This window comes from Mycolicibacter minnesotensis (genome assembly GCF_010731755.1).
GTDB classification, from domain to species: Bacteria; Actinomycetota; Actinomycetes; order Mycobacteriales; family Mycobacteriaceae; genus Mycobacterium; species Mycobacterium minnesotense.
In genome coordinates this window covers 353095-371124 of record NZ_AP022589.1, presented here as the reverse complement: position 1 = coordinate 371124, position 18030 = coordinate 353095, and the positions used below count along the sequence as shown (strand labels likewise).

General features: G+C 67.5%; 17 protein-coding genes. 12 read left to right on the top strand and 5 right to left on the bottom strand.

Annotated elements, in window-relative coordinates; translation table 11 throughout:
* Positions 1–79 precede the first annotated feature (79 nt).
* Positions 80–1192 carry a D-alanine--D-alanine ligase family protein gene (locus G6N09_RS01880; protein WP_083024237.1) on the top strand — a complete coding sequence of 371 codons (1113 nt, stop codon included), beginning with the start codon at positions 80–82 and terminating at the stop codon, positions 1190–1192.
* A gap of 97 nt (positions 1193–1289) precedes the next feature.
* Here G6N09_RS01880 and G6N09_RS01875 read toward each other — a convergent pair whose 3' ends face one another.
* Positions 1290–1835, bottom strand: coding sequence for a DUF3515 domain-containing protein (locus G6N09_RS01875; RefSeq protein WP_083024235.1), 546 nt, complete (start codon positions 1833–1835; stop codon positions 1290–1292).
* Positions 1836–1918: 83 nt separating this feature from the next.
* Here G6N09_RS01875 and G6N09_RS01870 point away from each other — a divergent pair, with 83 nt between their 5' ends.
* Together G6N09_RS01870 and G6N09_RS01865 are read left to right on the top strand one after the other, a co-directional pair.
* Positions 1919–2851 (top strand): thiamine-phosphate kinase, encoded by a 933-nt coding sequence (locus G6N09_RS01870; protein ID WP_083024541.1) that lies wholly within the window; start codon positions 1919–1921, stop codon positions 2849–2851.
* Positions 2852–2857: 6 nt separating this feature from the next.
* Positions 2858–3538 (top strand): uracil-DNA glycosylase, encoded by a 681-nt coding sequence (locus G6N09_RS01865; protein ID WP_083024232.1) that lies wholly within the window; start codon positions 2858–2860, stop codon positions 3536–3538.
* Between the two features lie 73 nt (positions 3539–3611).
* Here G6N09_RS01865 and rpmB read toward each other — a convergent pair whose 3' ends face one another.
* Positions 3612–3803 carry a 50S ribosomal protein L28 gene (gene rpmB, locus G6N09_RS01860; protein WP_046296269.1) on the bottom strand — a complete coding sequence of 64 codons (192 nt, stop codon included), beginning with the start codon at positions 3801–3803 and terminating at the stop codon, positions 3612–3614.
* A gap of 193 nt (positions 3804–3996) precedes the next feature.
* Here rpmB and G6N09_RS01855 point away from each other — a divergent pair, with 193 nt between their 5' ends.
* Genes G6N09_RS01855 through G6N09_RS01845 form a run of 3 tightly spaced genes read left to right on the top strand, consistent with a single transcriptional unit; the run spans position 3997 to position 8587 of the window.
* Positions 3997–5640, top strand: coding sequence for a fatty acid kinase ATP-binding subunit FakA (locus tag G6N09_RS01855; protein WP_083024538.1), 1644 nt, complete (start codon positions 3997–3999; stop codon positions 5638–5640).
* Positions 5641–5642: 2 nt separating this feature from the next.
* Positions 5643–7874 carry an ATP-dependent DNA helicase RecG gene (gene recG, locus G6N09_RS01850; protein ID WP_083024230.1) on the top strand — a complete coding sequence of 744 codons (2232 nt, stop codon included), beginning with the start codon at positions 5643–5645 and terminating at the stop codon, positions 7872–7874.
* Entirely contained in the window at positions 7871–8587 is a 717-nt protein-coding gene (locus tag G6N09_RS01845) for an HNH endonuclease family protein (protein ID WP_083024228.1), read from the top strand. Before recG ends, G6N09_RS01845 begins: the two co-directional genes overlap by 4 nt.
* Before the next feature lie 21 nt (positions 8588–8608).
* Here G6N09_RS01845 and G6N09_RS01840 read toward each other — a convergent pair whose 3' ends face one another.
* Positions 8609–9448 carry an aldo/keto reductase gene (locus G6N09_RS01840; protein ID WP_083024226.1) on the bottom strand — a complete coding sequence of 280 codons (840 nt, stop codon included), beginning with the start codon at positions 9446–9448 and terminating at the stop codon, positions 8609–8611.
* Between the two features lies 1 nt (position 9449).
* Positions 9450–10295: an aldo/keto reductase gene (locus tag G6N09_RS01835; RefSeq protein ID WP_179959864.1), complete on the bottom strand. Its 846-nt coding sequence runs from the start codon at positions 10293–10295 to the stop codon at positions 9450–9452.
* Here G6N09_RS01835 and G6N09_RS01830 point away from each other — a divergent pair.
* The 6 genes from G6N09_RS01830 to coaD all read left to right on the top strand — a co-directional run bounded on the left by G6N09_RS01830 (position 10294) and on the right by coaD (position 17282).
* Positions 10294–11406: an alpha/beta hydrolase gene (locus G6N09_RS01830; protein ID WP_083024223.1), complete on the top strand. Its 1113-nt coding sequence runs from the start codon at positions 10294–10296 to the stop codon at positions 11404–11406. The two genes, G6N09_RS01835 and G6N09_RS01830, sit on opposite strands and share 2 nt — an antisense overlap.
* A gap of 65 nt (positions 11407–11471) precedes the next feature.
* Positions 11472–12227 carry a DsbA family protein gene (locus G6N09_RS01825; protein WP_083024221.1) on the top strand — a complete coding sequence of 252 codons (756 nt, stop codon included), beginning with the start codon at positions 11472–11474 and terminating at the stop codon, positions 12225–12227.
* A 38-nt stretch (positions 12228–12265) separates the two neighbouring features.
* Positions 12266–12835, top strand: a complete 570-nt coding sequence (locus tag G6N09_RS01820) for a vitamin K epoxide reductase family protein (protein ID WP_407662709.1) — start codon at positions 12266–12268, stop codon at positions 12833–12835.
* A gap of 9 nt (positions 12836–12844) precedes the next feature.
* Positions 12845–16228 (top strand): pyruvate carboxylase, encoded by a 3384-nt coding sequence (locus G6N09_RS01815; protein WP_083024217.1) that lies wholly within the window; start codon positions 12845–12847, stop codon positions 16226–16228.
* Positions 16225–16779, top strand: coding sequence for a 16S rRNA (guanine(966)-N(2))-methyltransferase RsmD (gene rsmD, locus G6N09_RS01810; protein ID WP_083024215.1), 555 nt, complete (start codon positions 16225–16227; stop codon positions 16777–16779). Before G6N09_RS01815 ends, rsmD begins: the two co-directional genes overlap by 4 nt.
* A 23-nt stretch (positions 16780–16802) precedes the next feature.
* Complete coding sequence (gene coaD, locus G6N09_RS01805) at positions 16803–17282, top strand: pantetheine-phosphate adenylyltransferase (RefSeq protein WP_083024212.1); 480 nt, start codon at positions 16803–16805, stop codon at positions 17280–17282.
* On the opposite strand, the gene G6N09_RS01800 is transcribed toward coaD, so the two are convergent.
* The gene (locus G6N09_RS01800; protein ID WP_083024210.1) at positions 17229–17954 is read right to left on the bottom strand and encodes a TetR/AcrR family transcriptional regulator; all 726 of its coding nucleotides are present in this window, start codon (positions 17952–17954) and stop codon (positions 17229–17231) included. The genes coaD and G6N09_RS01800 overlap by 54 nt on opposite strands.
* Between the last annotated feature and the right edge of the window lie 76 nt (positions 17955–18030).

The following is an 18030-nucleotide window of genomic DNA, read 5'->3' as shown; positions in this document are numbered from 1 at the left end:
GCAGGCCCCGGTTAATGGGGCGGTCCAGCTTCGCCTCTCCTTCGTCGAGGTTCGCTAACCGCCCGGTAGCCTCTGGCGTGTGAATTCCCACGAACGCACCCGCGTGGCCGTCGTCTTCGGTGGCCGCAGTAGCGAGCACGCCATCTCCTGTGTCTCGGCGGGCAGCATCCTGCGTAACCTGGACCCACAGCGCTTCGAGGTGGTCGCAGTAGGCATCACCCCGGAGGGGGCGTGGGTGCTCACCGACGGCAACCCCGATGCACTGGCCATCACCGACCGCCAACTGCCTGCGGTCAGCAACGACTCGGGTGCTGAGCTGGCCCTGGCGGCCGACCCGCAGCGGGCCGGCCAGCTGGTTGCGTTCTCCGCCGCAGGGCCCGCGGAGGTGCTGGAGTCCGTCGATGTCGTATTCCCGGTGCTGCACGGTCCCTACGGTGAGGACGGCACCGTGCAGGGCTTGCTGGAGCTGGCCGGGGTTCCCTACGTGGGGGCCGGAGTGTTGGCCAGCGCGGCGGGTATGGACAAGGAGTTCACCAAGAAGCTGCTGGCCGCCGACGGCCTTCCGATCGGCCCGTATGCGGTGCTACGGGCCACTCAGGACACGCTGTCCGTCGGCGACCGGGAACGGCTGGGTCTGCCACTGTTCGTCAAACCGGCACGTGGCGGCTCGTCGATCGGAGTCAGCCGGGTGACGTCGTATGACGAGCTTCCCGCCGCGATCGCCGAGGCCCGCAAGCATGACCCCAAGGTCATCGTCGAAGCCGCGATCGTGGGCCGTGAAATCGAATGCGGCGTACTTGAATTCCCCGACGGCACGGTGGGTGCCAGCACGGTGGGGGAGATCCGGGTAGCCGGCGTGGCCGACCGCGACGACTCGTTCTATGACTTCGCCACCAAGTACCTCGACGACGCCGCCGAACTCGATGTTCCCGCCAAGATCGACGACGATGTGGCCGAGGCGCTGCAGCAGTTGGCGATTCGGGCGTTCGCCGCGCTGGACTGCCAGGGCCTGGCCCGGGTGGATTTCTTCCTGACCGATGACGGCCCGGTGATCAACGAGATCAACACCATGCCCGGATTCACCACGATTTCGATGTATCCGCGGATGTGGTCGGCCAGCGGCGTCGACTATCCGACCCTGCTGGCGACGATGGTCGACACGGCCGTGGCCCGCGGGGTGGGTTTGCGCTGACGGGCAGGCGCGGTACCAGGGTGCGCCGAGCGTGCACTCAGGCCGGAAGATTCGGCCTCAAAGTCAGTCTGGCTACACGTTCGGCGGCAGGAACTCCCTAGCGTGGCGGGCCCGGCCGGATCGGCACGGCGTCCAGCTTCTCGGTGATCAGATCCGAGAGCTCCTGAATGGGAGTGGGGCCTGATCCAGGCGGGAGCGTCAGGGCCAGATACACCGACCGGTCGACCGCATACCAGGTGGCGCGGTCGCCTTCGCGGACCTCGAACCATTGCACCTGATCGACAACCTGCAGCGGTGAGCCCACGACAAAGTCGGCCGGCCGGTCCAGTCCGCAGCGCAGCACCACCGCTGCGCCGTCGCCGGCGGTCCAGGCCGCCGCGCCCTGCGGAGCCGGCGCGGCGAGCTCGGCGCGCTGATACTCGCCCAGATCCGGCGGCAGGGCTTCGAGCACAGCGCGGCATTGCGCGCTGTCGGCATACGGGGCCGGCACCGTGGCCAGCGGCATCGGTGGGGCCGGCCGCCGGCTCGGGTGGTGCGTCGCCGCGACGGCCAGCGCGCCCCCCACCGCGATGACGGCAACCACCAGGGCGACCAGCAGCGCGAGGCGCGCCGGCCCGTCGGTGTCGTTCCCGGGATTAGTCAAGCCCCGCCTTTCCGTCCAGCACACCTACACTCCAGGCTGTGCGCGGTAACGAGCCCACGCTGGGTCAGCTTGGAGAGTTTCCCATGATCGACCGGCTGGTGGCTGGGCGCCGCCAGCCCAACACCACCCAACTGGGTCCCGGTGACGACGCGGCACTGGTGCGCTGTGCCGACGGTCGCGCCGTGGTCTCGGTTGACATGCTGGTGGAAGGCCGCCATTTCCGCCTGGACTGGTCCACGCCAGAGCAGGTCGGCCGCAAGGCGATCGCGCAGAACGCCGCCGATATCGAGGCGATGGGAGCACGTCCCACCGCATTCGTGGTGGGTTTCGGCGCCCCCGCCCACACTTCCGCCGCCGATTGCACCGCCCTCGCAGACGGGATGTGGGCTGAGGCGGAGCAGCTGGGGGCTGGCGTGGTGGGCGGTGATCTGGTTCAGGCGGACCGGTGGGTCGTCTCGGTCACGGTGCTCGGGGATTTGGCCGGCCGGAGCCCGGTGTTGCGCTCCGGGGCGCGTCCAGGGGCGACGCTGGCGGTGGCCGGCGAGCTGGGTCGCTCGGCGGCGGGTTTGCAGCTGTTGCGCGACGGCGTCGGCACAGGCGACTTTGCCGAACTGCGACGGCGGCATCTGGTCCCGCAGCCGCCGTACGGGCAGGGCGTGGTCGCCGCGGACGCCGGAGCGCAGGCAATGACCGATGTGTCCGACGGGTTGATCGCTGACCTGGGTCATCTGGCCGCGGCGTCGCGGGTGACCTGTGACGTGTCCAGGGCGGCATTGGCGCCCGACTATGGTGCCCTGGCATCCGCGGGTGCTGCGGTGGGAGCCGATCCGTGGTCGTGGGTGCTTGGCGGGGGAGAGGATCACGCTCTGGTCGCCGCGTTTCCCGGTGCCGTGCCCGGCGGTTGGCGAGCCATTGGGCATGTCGTTGAGGGGCCGGCGCAGGTCCTGGTCGACGGGGCGGTGTGGGACGGGCTGCCGGGCTGGCAGTCGTTCGATTCCGGCGCCCCGTTACCTTGAGACACCATGAGTGCACGTCCACTTCCTGAACTCGTCGAAAGCGGTTGGGCCACTGCGCTGGCGCCGGTCACCGATCAGGTCACCGCACTGGGGACATTTTTGCGCGACGAGACGAAGTCCGGACGTGGCTATCTGCCCGAAGGTCAGAATATCTTGCGTGCCTTCACCTTTCCGTTCGACAAGGTGAGGGTGCTGATCGTGGGGCAGGACCCCTACCCGACTCCTGGCCACGCCGTGGGCCTCAGTTTCTCGGTGGCACCAGATGTGCGGCCATTGCCGCGCAGTCTGGCGAACATCTTCACCGAGTACACCGCGGACCTCGGCTATCCCAAACCGTCCAACGGAGATCTGTCGGCGTGGGCGCAGCGTGGTGTGCTGCTGCTCAACAGAGTGCTCACCGTGGCACCGGGAACCCCGGCATCGCATCGGGGCAAGGGGTGGGAGGCCGTCACCGAATGCGCGATCCGCGCGTTGGCGGCCCGCCGTCAGCCGATGGTGGCGATCCTGTGGGGGCGCGATGCCGGGACACTCAAGCCGATGCTCAACGAGCACTGCCTGACGATCGAATCACCGCACCCGTCGCCGCTGTCGGCGTCGCGAGGATTCTTCGGATCGCGGCCGTTCAGCCGCGCCAACGCACTGCTGGCCCAGTTGGGAGCCGAACCGATCGACTGGCGACTGGAGTAACGCCGGTGAGGCGGTCGCGCAGACTCGCCAAGCAGGGACGTGCGTCCCTGCTTGCAGGCGAGGAAAGGCGGACTCAGCCGCGCGCGACCTTGCCGGCCTTGATGCACGAGGTGCAGGCGTTCACGCGCTGCTTGTTGCCACCGGGACGGGCGGCGTGCACGACCTGGATGTTCGGGTCCCACCGACGGCTGGTCCGACGGTGCGAGTGGGACACCGACTTACCGAAGCCGGGGCCCTTTCCGCAGATATCGCACACGGCAGCCATATGTGACACTCCTCAAAACGTCTGCTTGAGGGCCAACGACCTCAGCGGGTGGCCCGACAACCTGATCAGGATACCCGGACGGCGGTGCAACCACCAAAACGCCCCGTCTCGGCTGTACAGAGGTGATCTGTGCTGTCGCCCGGAGTGATTAGGCTTGCGGCCACCGGAGGTGGCGGCAGGAAGGTGGGTGGAGGTGGGAAACCCCGATCGTCTGCTGGATGCGGCGGCCTTGCGGGACTGGGCACACACCGCTGTCGGTGATCTGATCACCCACACCGACGAGATCAATCAGCTCAATGTCTTCCCGGTCGCCGACTCGGATACCGGGACCAACATGCTGTTCACCATGCGGTCGGCCCTGGCCGAGGCCAACACCGAGGCGGCCTCCGGCCAAGTGGGCCGGGTTGCGGCCGCGCTGTCGTCGGGGGCGCTGCACGGCGCGCGCGGGAATTCCGGGGTGATTCTGTCGCAGATCCTGCGTGGCCTGGCCGATGTGACCGCCGGCCAGCGCGGCGAAACCACCGTGATCGATGCGTCGCTGCTCGCCGAGGGGCTGCGCCACGGCGTCGAACTGGTGGTCACATCGATGGGTGGCCAGGAGGTCCCGGGCACCATCGTGTCGGTGTTGCAGGCCGCGGCGGCCGCCGTCGAACGCTGCGCGACGCAGGGCAACGAAATGGGGCCGGCGCTGGTGGCGGGCACCGATGCGGCCGCTGAGGCACTGGAGGCCACCACCGCACAGCTCAATGTGCTCGCCGAGGCCGGCGTGGTCGACGCGGGCGGTCGCGGCCTGCTGGTGCTGCTGGACGCCCTGCGCTCGACCATCACCGGGCAGGCTCCGGTGCGGACGGTGTATCAGCCATCGCCACGGCCCTGGCCGCCCGAAGCGGGCACCGTGCCGCCGGCGCCCCAGTTCGAGGTGATGTACCTGCTCGGTGAGTGCAGCCCCGAAGACACCGAGGCCCTGCGGGAGCGCCTCACTCAGCTCGGCGAATCGGTCGCGATAGCGACCGCGGGGGTGGTCGGTGGGTATTCGGTGCACGTGCACACCGACGACGCAGGCGCGGCCGTGGAGGCAGGGCTGGCCTTCGGTCGACCACGGCGCATCCAGATCTCGGCCTTGGCCGGAGCCACCGGGGTGTCGCCGGGAAGCTGGGCCCGGGAGCGCGCGGTGCTGGCGGTGGTCGACGGCGACGGCGCCGAGGCGCTGTTCGATTCCGAAGGCGCCAGCGTGCTGCGGCCCGACCCGCACAGCGCCGAGCCGGTCGTGATGGTCAGCGCCCAGCAGCTGTTGCGCGCCGTGGTGGACACCGGGGCGGCGCAGGTGATGCTGCTGCCCAACGGCTACGTGCCCGCCGAAGAGCTGGTCGCAGGCGCCACCGCGGCCATCGGGTGGGGTATCGAGGTGGTCCCGGTGCCGACCGGTTCGATGGTGCAGGGGCTGTCCGCCCTGGCAGTCCACGATCCGGGCCGGCCGGTGGTCGACGACGGGTACACCATGGCCCGGGCGGCCGGCAGCACTCGGCTCGGATCGGTCCGGGTCGCCACCGAACAGGCGTTGACCTGGGCGGGCGCCTGCCGCCCGGGCGACGGCCTGGGCATCGCCGGCGACGAGGTGCTGATCGTGGCCCGCGATGTCGGGGCCGCGGCGATCGGACTGATCGACCTGTTGCTGGCGGCCGGCGGTGAGCTGGTGACCGTGCTGGTCGGGGCAGGCTTCGACGGGGACGTCGTGGCGGTCCTGGCGCGGCACGTGCACGACCAGCATCCGGGAACCGAATTGGCGACCTACTGCACGGGGCATCGAGGGGACGCGCTGCTGATCGGGGTGGAGTAGCGATGGTCACGTTGGCCGACCGGCTCGATTACGTGGTGGGCGCGGACGCCGCCGGCAAACTCGAGGAATTTTTCGGCATCCGCACTGTCGCCGAGCTGCTGCGCCACTATCCACGCAGCTACGTCGAGGGCGCGACGAAGCGTGGTCTCGACGAGGCCCAGGCGATGGAGGGCGAACACATCACCCTGGTGGACACCATCGCCACCGCAGTGGCCAAACCGATGCGGCGACAGGCCGGGCGGCGTCCCAACGAGTATCTGGTGATCACACTCGGCAGTGGCCAGAAGAAGGTCAGCGCGACGTTCTTCAATGCGCGCGGCCTGAAATACAAGCTGACCCCCGGTACCAGGGTGATGCTCTCCGGCGAGGTCGGCTACTTCAACCGCAAACTCCAACTCACGCACCCCGACTTCCTGATTCTCGACGCGCCGGACAAGGACAACTTCGGCAGTGACTCCCTGCGCAACATCGCCGACGCGTCGCAGGCCATCAGCGGCGAAGTGCTGCAGTCGGAGTTCGAACGCGCGTGTTATCCGATCTACCCGGCCAGCACCAAATTGCAGAGCTGGGACATCTTCGCCTGTGTGCGACAGGTTCTTGAGGTGCTTGAGCCGGTGCCCGATCCGCTGCCGGCAGCGCTGCTGGCCGAGCGTGACCTGATCAGTGAGGATGCGGCGCTGCGCGGGATCCACCTGTCGGAGAGTGCGAGCCTGCGGGCACGAGCCCGGGAACGACTGACCTTCGATGAGGCCGTCGGGCTGCAGTGGGCGCTGGCGGTGCGCCGCCATGGCGAGCTGTCCGAATCGGGGCCGCCTGCCCCGCCCCGCGCTGACGGGTTGGCCGCAGAAATGCTGCAGCGGTTGCCTTTCGAGCTGACGGCCGGACAGTGCGACGTGCTCGACGTGCTGCACGCCGAATTGTCTGCCGCTCGACCGATGAACCGAATGCTGCAGGGCGAAGTCGGCTCGGGAAAGACGATCGTGGCGCTGCTGGCCATGCTGCAGATGGTTGACGCCGGCTATCAGTGCGCGCTGCTTGCGCCGACGGAAGTTCTTGCTGCTCAACATGTCCGGTCGATGCGGGACATGTTGGGCCCGCTCGCGCTGGGCGGGCAGCTTGGCGGCGCCGACAACGCCACCGCGGTGGCATTGCTGACCGGGTCGATGTCGTTGCCCGCCAAGAAGAAGGTCCGTGCGCAGATCATCGACGGATCGGCCGGAATCGTGGTGGGCACCCACGCACTTCTGCAGGACTCTGTCGAGTTCCACCGGCTGGGCATGGTGGTGATCGACGAACAGCACCGGTTCGGTGTGGAGCAGCGGGATCAGCTGCGCGCCAAGGCGCCCGAGGGCATTACCCCGCACCTATTGGTGATGACCGCAACCCCGATCCCGCGCACTGTCGCACTGACCGTCTACGGCGACCTCGAGACGTCCACGTTGCGTGAGTTGCCCCGCGGGCGACAGCCGATCCGCTCCACGGTGATCTTTGAGAAATCCAAACCGACGTGGCTCCAGCGGGCCTGGGAACGCATTCGCGAAGAGGTGGCCGCAGGCCGGCAGGCCTATGTGGTGGCGCCGCGCATCGATGAGACCGACGAATCCGCGCAGACCGGCGGCCAGGATCAAGGCGCGATCCGCCCGTCTGCCACAGCGGTAGAGCTCTACGAGCGGCTGAAGTCTGGTCCGCTGGCCGGATTGCGTCTCGGCCTGATGCACGGCCGGCTCTCCGGCGATGAGAAAGATGCCGTGATGAGTGCGTTCCGGTCCGGCGCGGTGGACGTACTGGTGTGCACCACCGTGATCGAGGTCGGCGTCGACGTACCCAATGCGACGGTCATGCTGGTGGCCGATGCCGACCGGTTCGGGATCAGTCAGTTGCACCAGTTGCGGGGCCGGATCGGACGGGGCGAGCACGCCAGCCTGTGTCTGCTGGTCACTGCGGCAAGTGAGGGGTCCCGGGCGGGCAAGCGGCTGGAGGCCGTCGCCGGAACCCTCGACGGGTTCGCGTTGGCAGATCTGGACCTTCGGGAGCGCGGTGAGGGCGATGTGCTCGGCCGTAACCAGTCCGGTTGGCGGGGCGGCCTGAAGCTGCTCTCGCTGGTTGACCATGCTGAGGTCATCGAGGCGGCTCGGGCCTGGTGTGAGAAGGCCTGGGATGTCAACTCGAGTGACTCCGGGTTAGCTTCCCTTGCAGCGTATTTCGCCGATATCGAATACCTGGACAAGGCATGAGTCCGAGTCGCCGGACATTGTTGTGGCTGGCCGTGGCGGCGGTACTGGCGGTCGTCGTGGCCTACCAGACGGTCACGACCGTCGGCCACCGCAGCCGCGCTCTCGCCGCGTCGGCAGGCATGCCCACCGTCGCACCTGGCGTCGACGTCCTGGCCGGCATCACGGTGGTTCCGGCCCGAACGCACCGCTACGACTACCGGCGGGCGCAGTTCGGCAACGCCTGGGACGACGACAACGATGCGCCCGGCGGGCATAACGGCTGCGACACCCGAGATGACATCCTCAACCGGGATCTGGTCGATATCACCCACGTATCGACCAGGCGCTGCGCCGACGCGGTGGCCGCCGGAACCCTGCATGACCCCTACACCAATGCCGTGGTGGCCTTCACCCGTGGCGCAAAGGTCGGCGAGGCTGTACAGATCGACCACATCGTGCCGCTGGCCTACGCCTGGGACATGGGGGCGTCTGCCTGGTCCTACCGTCAGCGGTTGCGCTTCGCCAACGACCCGGCCAACTTGTTGGCGGTTGCCGGTCAGGCCAACCAGGACAAGGCTGACGGCGGGCCCGGGCAGTGGATGCCGCCCAACAGAGCGTTCGCCTGCCAGTACGCCATTGCTTACCTGGCGGTTCTCCGCGGCTATGCGTTGCGGGTCGACCAGCCGTCAGCCGATGCGTTGCGCGTGGCTGCTGGCACCTGCCCGATCGCTTAGGAATGGGTCCGCCGGGGCGGATCAGATACCCGCGTAGGTCAGCGGGTCCTCTCGCACCCGGGTGCCGTCGTTGAGGCCGCTGAGGCTCGCCATGTGCTCGTCGGCCAGTTCGAAGCCGAACACGTCGAGGTTGGCGGCGATGTTCTCGGGCTTGGCGGAGCGGGGAATCACCACATTGCCCAGTTGCAGGCTCCAGCGGATCAGCACCTGCGCCGGCGTCTTGCCGTATTCACCGGCGATGGACGTGACGGTCGGGTGATCGAGCAGGCGGCCGACCGCCAGCGGGCTGTAGGCCTGCGTGATGATGCCGCGCTCGGCGTTGGCTGCACGCAGCTGCGCCTGGTTGAGCAGCGGGTGTAGTTCGATCTGGTTGACCGTCGGCGTGTCGAATGCGAGGTCGATCACGTCGTCGAGGTGGTCCGCGGTGAAGTTGCAGACGCCGATGGAGCGAGCCAGGCCCAGCTCCCTGGCCTGGATCAGTCCGCCGTAGCTGTCGACGTACATGCCCAGCGACGGCGCCGGCCAGTGGACCAGGTACAGGTCCACGTAGTCCATGCCGAGCCGCTCGAGGCTGGCCTTGCAGGCTTCGATGGCGGCGGTCAGGCCCTGGTCGGCGTTGGCCAGCTTGGTGGTGACGAACACTTCGTCGCGTGGAATCCCCGACGCGGCGATCGCTCGGCCGACGGCGGCCTCGTTGCCGTACACCTTGGCGGTGTCGATCAACCGGCAGCCCAGTTCGAGCGCGGTTGAGACCGCCCGCTCGGTCTCGGCTTCGGACAACTCCGCCACACCGATGCCCAGAGTGGGGATGGTGTGGTCGTCATTGAGCGTCACGGAGGGGATCGCGGTGCCCGACGTCATGTCACCTACCTGTGTAATCGAATGTGCGTGGATCGGGCCCCAGTCGGGCGCCGTCGTCGAGCGAGGATATCTCGGCCATCTGTGCGGCGCCGAGTTCGAAGTCGAAGACGTCGATGTTGCCGACGATGCGCTCCGGGTTCACCGATTTCGGAATCACGATATTACCCAGCTGCAGGTGCCACCGGAGCAGCACCTGGGCAGGTGTCTTGTGACACCGCTGCGCCACCTTGATGATCGTCGGATGTGCCAGCACTGAACCCCTGCCCAGCGGCGCCCAGGCCTCGGTGGCAATCCCGAGGCGGGCGTGCACCTGCCGCAACTCGGCCTGGCTGAAGCGCGGGTGCAGTTCGACCTGGTTGACGACGGGAACGATCCCGGTCCCGTCGATGAGTGTCTCGAGGTGTTCGGGCTCGAAATTGCTGACGCCGATCGAACGAATCCGGCCCTGGTCGCGCAGGTGGGCCAATGCCCGGAAAGTCTCGACGAACCTTCCGTACGCCGGCAGCGGCCAGTGGATCAGATACAGATCCAGAAATTCCAGGCCAAGCAGTTTCATGCTGGTGTCGAATGCCGTCAGGGTCGAGTCGTATCCCTGATCGGCATTCCACAGCTTGGTCACCACAGAGATCTCTTCACGTGGCAGCCCGGATGCGGCGACCGCGCGGCCCACCTCCCGCTCGTTACCGTAGAGGGCGGCGGTGTCGATGTGGCGGTACCCGGCTTCGAGTGCGGTACGCACCGCTCGCTCCGTCTCCTCGGGTGAAATCTTGTAAACCCCGAAACCGACGCTCGGAAGGGAGTTACCGTCGTTGAGCGTGACCGAACGCAAGTCAGTTCCAGCAGCCATGACACGAAGTCTGCCAGGCGGTTCCCGTTCTCGGAGGGGCACGCGGTGGGCCGCGCAACTGCAGAGCTCCGCGTTGAGTGTCGGGATGAAGACGATGCCGATGCTGCCGATCGGCGTACAGCGGATGTTGGCTGGCGGGCGGTCGGTGACCATCGACGGCAACACCCTTGACCCCGCCCTCCGGTTGGCACTGGCCGGGCAGCAGGCCATGGGGATCACCGGCTTGGTCACCCGGGATGACGCTGCTGCCTCACGCGCCCAGCTGCGCGAGACCTCCGCCGGACTCAGCGGCGGTGACATCCACGTCGACGTTCGCGACATCGTGATACCGGGACCCGCAGGTGAGCTGGCCGCCCGGCACTACCGGCCGGTCGGTGGCCCCGAGGGGCAAGCCAAGCCGCTGCTGGTCTTCTACCACGGTGGCGGGTTCGTGATCGGCGACCTGGACAGCCATGACGCGATCTGTCGGCTGACCTGTCGGGACGGCGACGTCGCGGTGTTGTCCGTCGACTACCGGCTGGCACCCGAGCATCCCGCGCCCGCTGCACTCGACGACGCCTACGCGGCGTTCCGCTGGGCGTATGACCACGTCACGGAGCTCGGCGGAATCCCGGGTCAGGTGGCCGTGGGAGGAGACAGCGCCGGCGGCAATCTGGCCATCGGGGTGGCACTGCGGGCCCGTGACGACTCCGGCCCGGCGCCCGTACTGCAGTGGCTGATCTATCCGGTGGTCGATTGCACCGCCCAGACCCGCTCGCGCACCCTGTTCGCGGACGGCTTTCTGCTGACCAAGCACGACATCGACTGGTTCACCGACCAATACGTGAGCCGCTCGGGGCTGGAGCCCACAGACCCCCGGGTATCGCCGCTGTACGCCGACGACCTGTCAGGACTACCGCCCGCGCTGGTGGCGGTCGCCGGCTTCGATCCGCTGCGTGACGAGGGTGAACTGTTCGCCGCAGCACTGCGCGAAGCCGGGGTGGCGGTCGACCTACGGCGGATGCCGTCGCTGACACACGCCTTCATCAACCTGTTCGGGCTCGGCGGCGGCAGCGCGGCCGCGACCAGTGAGTTGATCTCGGCGCTACGGGCGCACCTCAGCCGCGGCTGAGGCCCGCCGCCCACGCCGGTACGCTGAACCGCAAACCGACCAGCGAAGACGAGGACGAACGGACTGTGGCCACCAAACCCAAACGCCCCGGCGCCTCCGGCCTGAGGGCCGGCGACCAGAAGCGCAATCTCGCCATGCAGATCGGGCTCGTCGCCATCGTGGTCGTGTTCGCGGTGGGCCTCATCGGCTACATCGTGATGTCCAACGGTCACAAGAAGGGCGCCGGCGCCGGCGAGGCGATCCGGGTCACGTCCAGCAAGCTGGTCACCAAGGACGGCACCGACGAGCCCAAGGCCGTGCTGACGTTCTACGAGGACTTCCTCTGCCCGGCCTGCGGCAACCTCGAGCGGGCGTTCGGTCCGACGGTATCCCGGCTGATCGACAGTGGGGCGATCGCCGCCGACTATCACATGGTCGCGATCCTGGACCGGCCGCAGAACGACGACTATTCCTCGCGTGCCGGCGCTGCTGCCTATTGCGTCGCCGACGAGGACAACGACGCCTTCCGCCGATTCCACACCGCGCTCTACACCGAGCAGCTGCAGCCGTCGGAGATCGGGACAGAATTCCCCGACAACAACCGCCTGATCGAGTTGGCGCGCCAGGCCGGCGTAGTCGGCACCGTTCCGGCGTGCATCAACAGCGGCAAGTACCTCAAGATGGTGGGCGGGATGGCTGCCGCCGGGGGCATCCACGCCACGCCGACACTGCGTATCAACGGCGAGGACTACCGCCCCTCGACGCCGGAAGCCCTGGTCTCGAAGATCCGCGAGATTGTCGGTGACCTGCCCGGCATGGACCCACCGTCCCCGCAGTCGTGACCGTCACGGCCTCGGCGGTCGAGCCGCCCACCCCGGCGGTGCCCGTGGCCGCGTCCCGGGCTTGGGCCGTGCTCATCGGCGGAGTCATCGGATTGGCCGCCTCGGTCACGCTGACCGTCGAGAAGATCAAACTGCTGCTGGACTCCGGGTACGTGCCGTCGTGCAACCTCAACCCGGTGTTGTCCTGCGGATCGGTGATGGTCACCCCGCAGGCGTCGGTGTTGGGCTTCCCGAACCCGTTGATGGGGATCGTTGCTTTCACGGTGGTGGTGGTGACCGGGGTCCTCGCTGTGGCGAACGTTCCACTGCCGCAATGGTATTGGACAGGACTGTCGCTCGGCACGCTGGCCGGTGCAGGTTTCGTGCACTGGCTGATCTTCCAGAGCCTGTACCGGATCGGTGCGCTGTGTCCGTACTGCATGGTGGTGTGGGCGGTCACGCTGTGCCTGCTGGTGATATTCGCAGCCCTAGCATCTGAGCAGGGTGGTATACGCAAAAATTTGCAGCATTTGCACCGATGGCGTTGGACCATTGCTGCGTTATGGTTTATCGCGTTATTTCTGTTGGTATTTATTCGGTTTCAGGACTACTGGATAACGCTGCTGTAGGGGTGGATTGTGATCTCCAAAGTGCTGGTGGCAAACCGCGGAGAGATCGCCGTCCGTGCATTCCGTGCCGCCTGCGAGCTCGGGGTCGGCACTGTGGCCGTCTACCCATACGAGGACCGCAACTCGCTGCACCGGCTCAAGGCCGACGAGTCTTATCAGATCGGTGAAGAGGGCCATCCGGTCCGCGCCTACTTGTCGGTTGACGAGATCGTCAGTACCGCAGTGCGATGCGGTGCTGATGCGGTGTACCCGGGTTACGGATTTCTTTCGGAGAACCCCCAACTGGCGCAGGCGTGCGCGGAGGCCGACATCACCTTCGTCGGACCCAGTGCGGCGGTACTGGCGCTGACCGGCAACAAATCGCGCGCAGTCGCGGCCGCGCAAGAGGCGGGCCTACCGGTGCTGGCATCGTCGGCGCCCTCGTCGTCGGTCGAGGAGTTGCTGGCCGCGGCCCAAGACATGACCTTCCCGCTGTTCGTCAAGGCGGTCGCCGGTGGCGGCGGGCGCGGGATGCGCCGTGTCGCCGACATCGAGGCACTGGCCGAGGCGATCGAGGCGGCAAGCCGGGAAGCGGATTCGGCCTTCGGCGACGCGCACGTCTATCTCGAGCAAGCCGTGCTCAACCCGCGCCACATCGAAGTGCAGATCCTGGCCGACACCTACGGCAATGTGATCCACCTCTACGAGCGGGACTGCAGTGTGCAGCGCCGGCATCAGAAGGTTGTCGAGCTGGCTCCGGCGCCCAATTTGGATCCGGCTCTGCGCGCGAAGATCTGTGCCGACGCCGTCGCCTTCGCACGCCAGATCGGCTACACCTGCGCCGGCACGGTGGAGTTCTTGGTCGACGAACGCGGCCACCACGTGTTCATCGAGATGAACCCCCGCATCCAGGTGGAGCACACCGTCACCGAGGAGATCACCGACGTCGACCTGGTTTCCGCGCAGCTTCGGATTGCGGCCGGTGAGTCGCTGACCGACCTGGGGCTGACCCAGGAGTCGATCACGTTGCACGGCGCGGCGCTGCAATGCCGGATCACCACCGAGGATCCGGCCAACGGATTTCGTCCCGACACCGGTCGTATCAGTGCCTACCGCAGCCCGGGCGGAGCCGGGATCCGGCTCGACGGCGGCACCACCCTGGGCGCTGAGATCAGTGCCCATTTCGACTCGATGCTGGTGAAGCTGACCTGCCGGGGCCGTGATTTCTCCACTGCGGTGAACCGGTCCCGCCGAGCGATCGCCGAGTTCCGAATCCGCGGCGTTGCCACCAACATTCCTTTCCTGCAGGCAGTGCTCGATGATCCAGACTTCTCGGCGGGCCGAGTCACGACATCGTTTATCGACGAGCGCCCTCAGCTGTTGACCGCGCGATCTTCGGCCGACCGCGGCACTAAGATCTTGAACTACCTGGCCGACGTCACGGTCAACAGTCCGCATGGGACCCGGCCCACCGCGGTATATCCCCGGGACAAGTTGCCGGAGTTGGACCTTTCAGGGGCGCCCCCGGCGGGTTCCAAGCAGCGACTGGCCGCCCTGGGGCCGGAGGGATTCGCCCGCTGGCTGCGGGAATCGCCGGCTGTCGGGTTGACCGACACCACGTTCCGGGACGCCCACCAATCCTTGCTGGCCACCCGGGTGCGCACCAGTGGCTTGGTGAAGGTGGCCCCCTATGTGGCCCGAGCCATGCCGCAACTGTTGTCGGTCGAGTGCTGGGGTGGAGCGACTTATGATGTCGCGCTGCGCTTTTTGAAGGAAGAACCGTGGGAGAGGCTGGCCGCGCTACGTGAGGCATTGCCCAACATCTGCCTGCAGATGCTGCTGCGCGGCCGCAACACCGTCGGTTACACGCCCTATCCGGAGCTGGTAACCTCGGCGTTCGTCCAGGAGGCGACCGAGACCGGTATTGATATCTTCCGGATCTTCGACGCACTCAACAACGTGGACTCGATGCGCCCGGCCATTGACGCGGTGCGCGAAACCGGTACTGCGGTAGCCGAAGTCGCGATGTGTTACACCGGTGACCTGGCCAGCCCGGGCGAGACGCTCTACACCCTGGACTACTACCTGAGGCTGGCCGAGCAGATCGTGGACGCCGGTGCCCATGTGCTGGCGATCAAGGACATGTCGGGGCTGTTGCGACCCGCCGCGGCGACCACCCTGGTGAGCGCGCTGCGCAGCCGTTTCGATCTGCCCATCCACGTGCACACCCACGACACCGCGGGCGGTCAGCTGGCCAGCTACGTGGCAGCCTGGCAAGCAGGCGCGGACGCCGTCGACGGTGCGGCCGCTCCGCTGGCCGGAACCACCAGTCAGCCGGCACTGAGTTCGATCATCGCCGCCGCGGCTCACACCGACCACGACACCGGGATATCGCTGGACGCCGTCGGGGACTTGGAGCCGTACTGGGAGGCGCTGCGAAAGGTATACGCGCCGTTCGAATCCGGGCTGGCGGCGCCCACCGGGCGGGTCTATCGCCACGAGATACCCGGTGGCCAGCTGTCCAACCTGCATCAGCAGGCCAAGGCTCTCGGGCTGGCGGACCGATTCGAGGACGTTGAGGCCAACTATGCCGCCGCGGACGCGGTACTGGGCCGGCTGATCAAAGTCACCCCGAGTTCGAAGGTGGTCGGAGATCTGGCTTTGGCGCTGGTCGGTGCAGAGGTGAGCGCCGACGAGTTCGCCGTCGACCCGTCTCGGGTCGACATCCCAGACTCGGTGATCGGATTCCTGCGAGGCGAACTGGGCGACCCGGCCGGTGGCTGGCCGGAGCCCCTGCGTACCAAGGCGCTGGAGGGTCGTGGTCCGGCACGCGGGGTGCAGCAGCTGTCGGCCGACGACGAGGCGGTGTTGGCAACGTCGGGTCCGCAACGCCAGGCTCGACTGAATCGTCTGCTGTTCCCTGGTCCGACAAAGGAATTCGAGGCGCATCGCGAACTCTACGGCGATACATCCCGGTTGTCGGCAAACCAGTTCTTCTACGGCCTGCGCCAAGGTGAGGAACACCGGGTCAGGCTGGAACGTGGGGTGGAGCTGCTCATCGGGCTGCAGGCCATCTCCGAACCGGATGAGCGAGGGATGCGCACCGTGATGTGCATCCTCAATGGTCAGCTGCGGCCGGTGGAGGTGCGCGACCGTAGCGTCGCCAGTGAGGTGCCCGTAGCCGAGAAGGCCGACCGCACCAAGCCGGGTCATGTTGCGGCCCCGTTCGCCGGCGTGGTCACCGTCGGGGTGGCCGAGGGCGAGCAGGTCACCGCCGGGCAGACCGTCGCTACCATCGAGGCGATGAAAATGGAGGCTGCCATCACCGCACCCGCCGACGGTACCGTCGCCCGGGTGGCCGTTGCCAGAACCGCTCAGGTCGAAGGCGGCGACTTGCTGGTGGTACTGAGCTGACTCGCATTGTGGGCGGTGCGGCGGGTGGCCGGCGCATCGCGGTACCACCGCGTGGTACCCGGCCGACCACCGACCGGGTACGTGAGGCGCTGTTCAACGTGCTGGATGCCCGGATGGACCTGACCGACATGGCGGTGCTCGACCTCTACGCCGGGTCGGGTGCGCTGGGTTTGGAGGCGCTGTCACGGGGCGCGGCCACCGCGCTGTTCGTGGAATCGGACCGGCGCGCCGCCGACGTGCTGGCCGCCAATATCGCTGCCGTGGGGCTGCCCGGAGCCGCTCTGCGTCGCGGCACGGTGGCCGCGGTGCTCACCGCGGGTACCGAGGATCCGGTGGACCTGGTCCTGGCCGATCCTCCCTATGAGGTGGCGGCTGCCGAGATCGACGCCCTGCCCGTACTGCTGACGACCGGTGGATGGGCTGCACCGGGCACCGTCGTGATGATCGAGCGGGCCGCCTCCAGCCCGGCGGTGGGCTGGCCGCAGGGCTGGCAGGCCTGGCCCACGCGCCGGTACGGCGACACCCGCCTGGAGCTGGCCGAGCTGCCGTGAGTGTGCTGCTAGCGTCGAGCACCATGAGTGGTGCGGTATGCCCCGGTTCGTTCGACCCGGTGACGTTGGGACACGTCGACATCCTGGAGCGTGCGGCCGCCCAGTTCGACGAAGTGGTGGCCGCCGTGCTGGTCAATCCCGCCAAGAAGGGCATGTTCACCCTCGATGAGCGGCTCGAGATGATCGCCGAAGCCACCGCGCATCTGCCCAACGTGCGCGCGGAGTCGGGTCAGGGGCTGGTGGTCGACTTCGTCCGCGAGCGGGGGCTGACCGCGATCGTCAAGGGCTTGCGTACCGGCACCGACTTCGAGTACGAGCTGCAGATGGCCCAGATGAACAAGCACATCGCCGGCGTCGACACGTTTTTCGTGGCAACCGCGCCGCGGTATTCGTTCGTGTCGTCGTCGTTGGCAAAAGAAGTGGCGTCGATGGGCGGGGATGTTGCCGACCTATTGCCCGCGCCGGTGAACCGCCGGTTGGCGGCAAAGCTCGCCGAGCGCTGAGTCGCCTGCTCCCTGGTCCGGCCGTGGAGCCAAACGCTCGGTGGTCAGCGTGCGCATCCGGGCAAAGTCGCCCGCGTAGCCAAGGATGCGCAGTGCCGCTTCGGCAATGGTCCACGGATAGTCCGGCGGGCAGGCGCCGTCGTCGGAGCGGCGGTTGATCACCGCCTCCACCAACCGGAATGGCAGATCGTCGGCGTCGGCGACGCCGTTGTGGTCGGCGATCACCGCACGTGAGAGGTCTTGATAGTGGCTGCGTAACTCGCCGCGGCGCCGGCGGAAGGCGGCGAAGCGCTCGAGGCGGAGTTCCGGAAGCAGATACAGGGTGCCCAGATTCCAGGCACCGCCGCACAATTGCGCGGTATCGGCGACGACGAGCGTGTGCAACCGAGGCGCACTCGGCCCACCCTCGGCCAGCAGCTCGGCGGCCAGCTGCACGGAGGTATCCACGGTGTCGGCCAGCAGGGCGTCGAGGATGTCGTCCTTGGAGGCGAAGTGGTGATACAGCGATGCCTGCCGAATCCCGACACTCTCGGCGATGCGTCGAGTCGAAGTTGCGGCGAAGCCGACGGTGGTGAACAACTCCGCCGCGGCATCGAGGATCTCATCGCGCGCGCTGCTGCCCGGCCTGCTGGAAGCCACCAGCCGGGGACGCCCTCGTCGATCGGTCTGCACGCCCTACTGCTTATCACGCTGCGCGGCCTGGAGCGCTAAAAACTATCGGTTGATAGAAAATGTGCTAGCTTCCTGG

Coding starts and splice junctions, on each gene's coding strand:
- G6N09_RS01870 (WP_083024541.1), top strand. CDS start 1,919: ATGATCGACCGGCTGGTGGCTGGGCGCCGCCAGCCCAACACCACCCAA.
- G6N09_RS01865 (WP_083024232.1), top strand. CDS start 2,858: ATGAGTGCACGTCCACTTCCTGAACTCGTCGAAAGCGGTTGGGCCACT.
- rpmB (WP_046296269.1), bottom strand. CDS start 3,803: ATGGCTGCCGTGTGCGATATCTGCGGAAAGGGCCCCGGCTTCGGTAAG.
- recG (WP_083024230.1), top strand. CDS start 5,643: ATGGTCACGTTGGCCGACCGGCTCGATTACGTGGTGGGCGCGGACGCC.
- G6N09_RS01845 (WP_083024228.1), top strand. CDS start 7,871: ATGAGTCCGAGTCGCCGGACATTGTTGTGGCTGGCCGTGGCGGCGGTA.
- G6N09_RS01840 (WP_083024226.1), bottom strand. CDS start 9,448: ATGACGTCGGGCACCGCGATCCCCTCCGTGACGCTCAATGACGACCAC.
- G6N09_RS01830 (WP_083024223.1), top strand. CDS start 10,294: ATGACACGAAGTCTGCCAGGCGGTTCCCGTTCTCGGAGGGGCACGCGG.
- G6N09_RS01835 (WP_179959864.1), bottom strand. CDS start 10,295: ATGGCTGCTGGAACTGACTTGCGTTCGGTCACGCTCAACGACGGTAAC.
- coaD (WP_083024212.1), top strand. CDS start 16,803: ATGAGTGGTGCGGTATGCCCCGGTTCGTTCGACCCGGTGACGTTGGGA.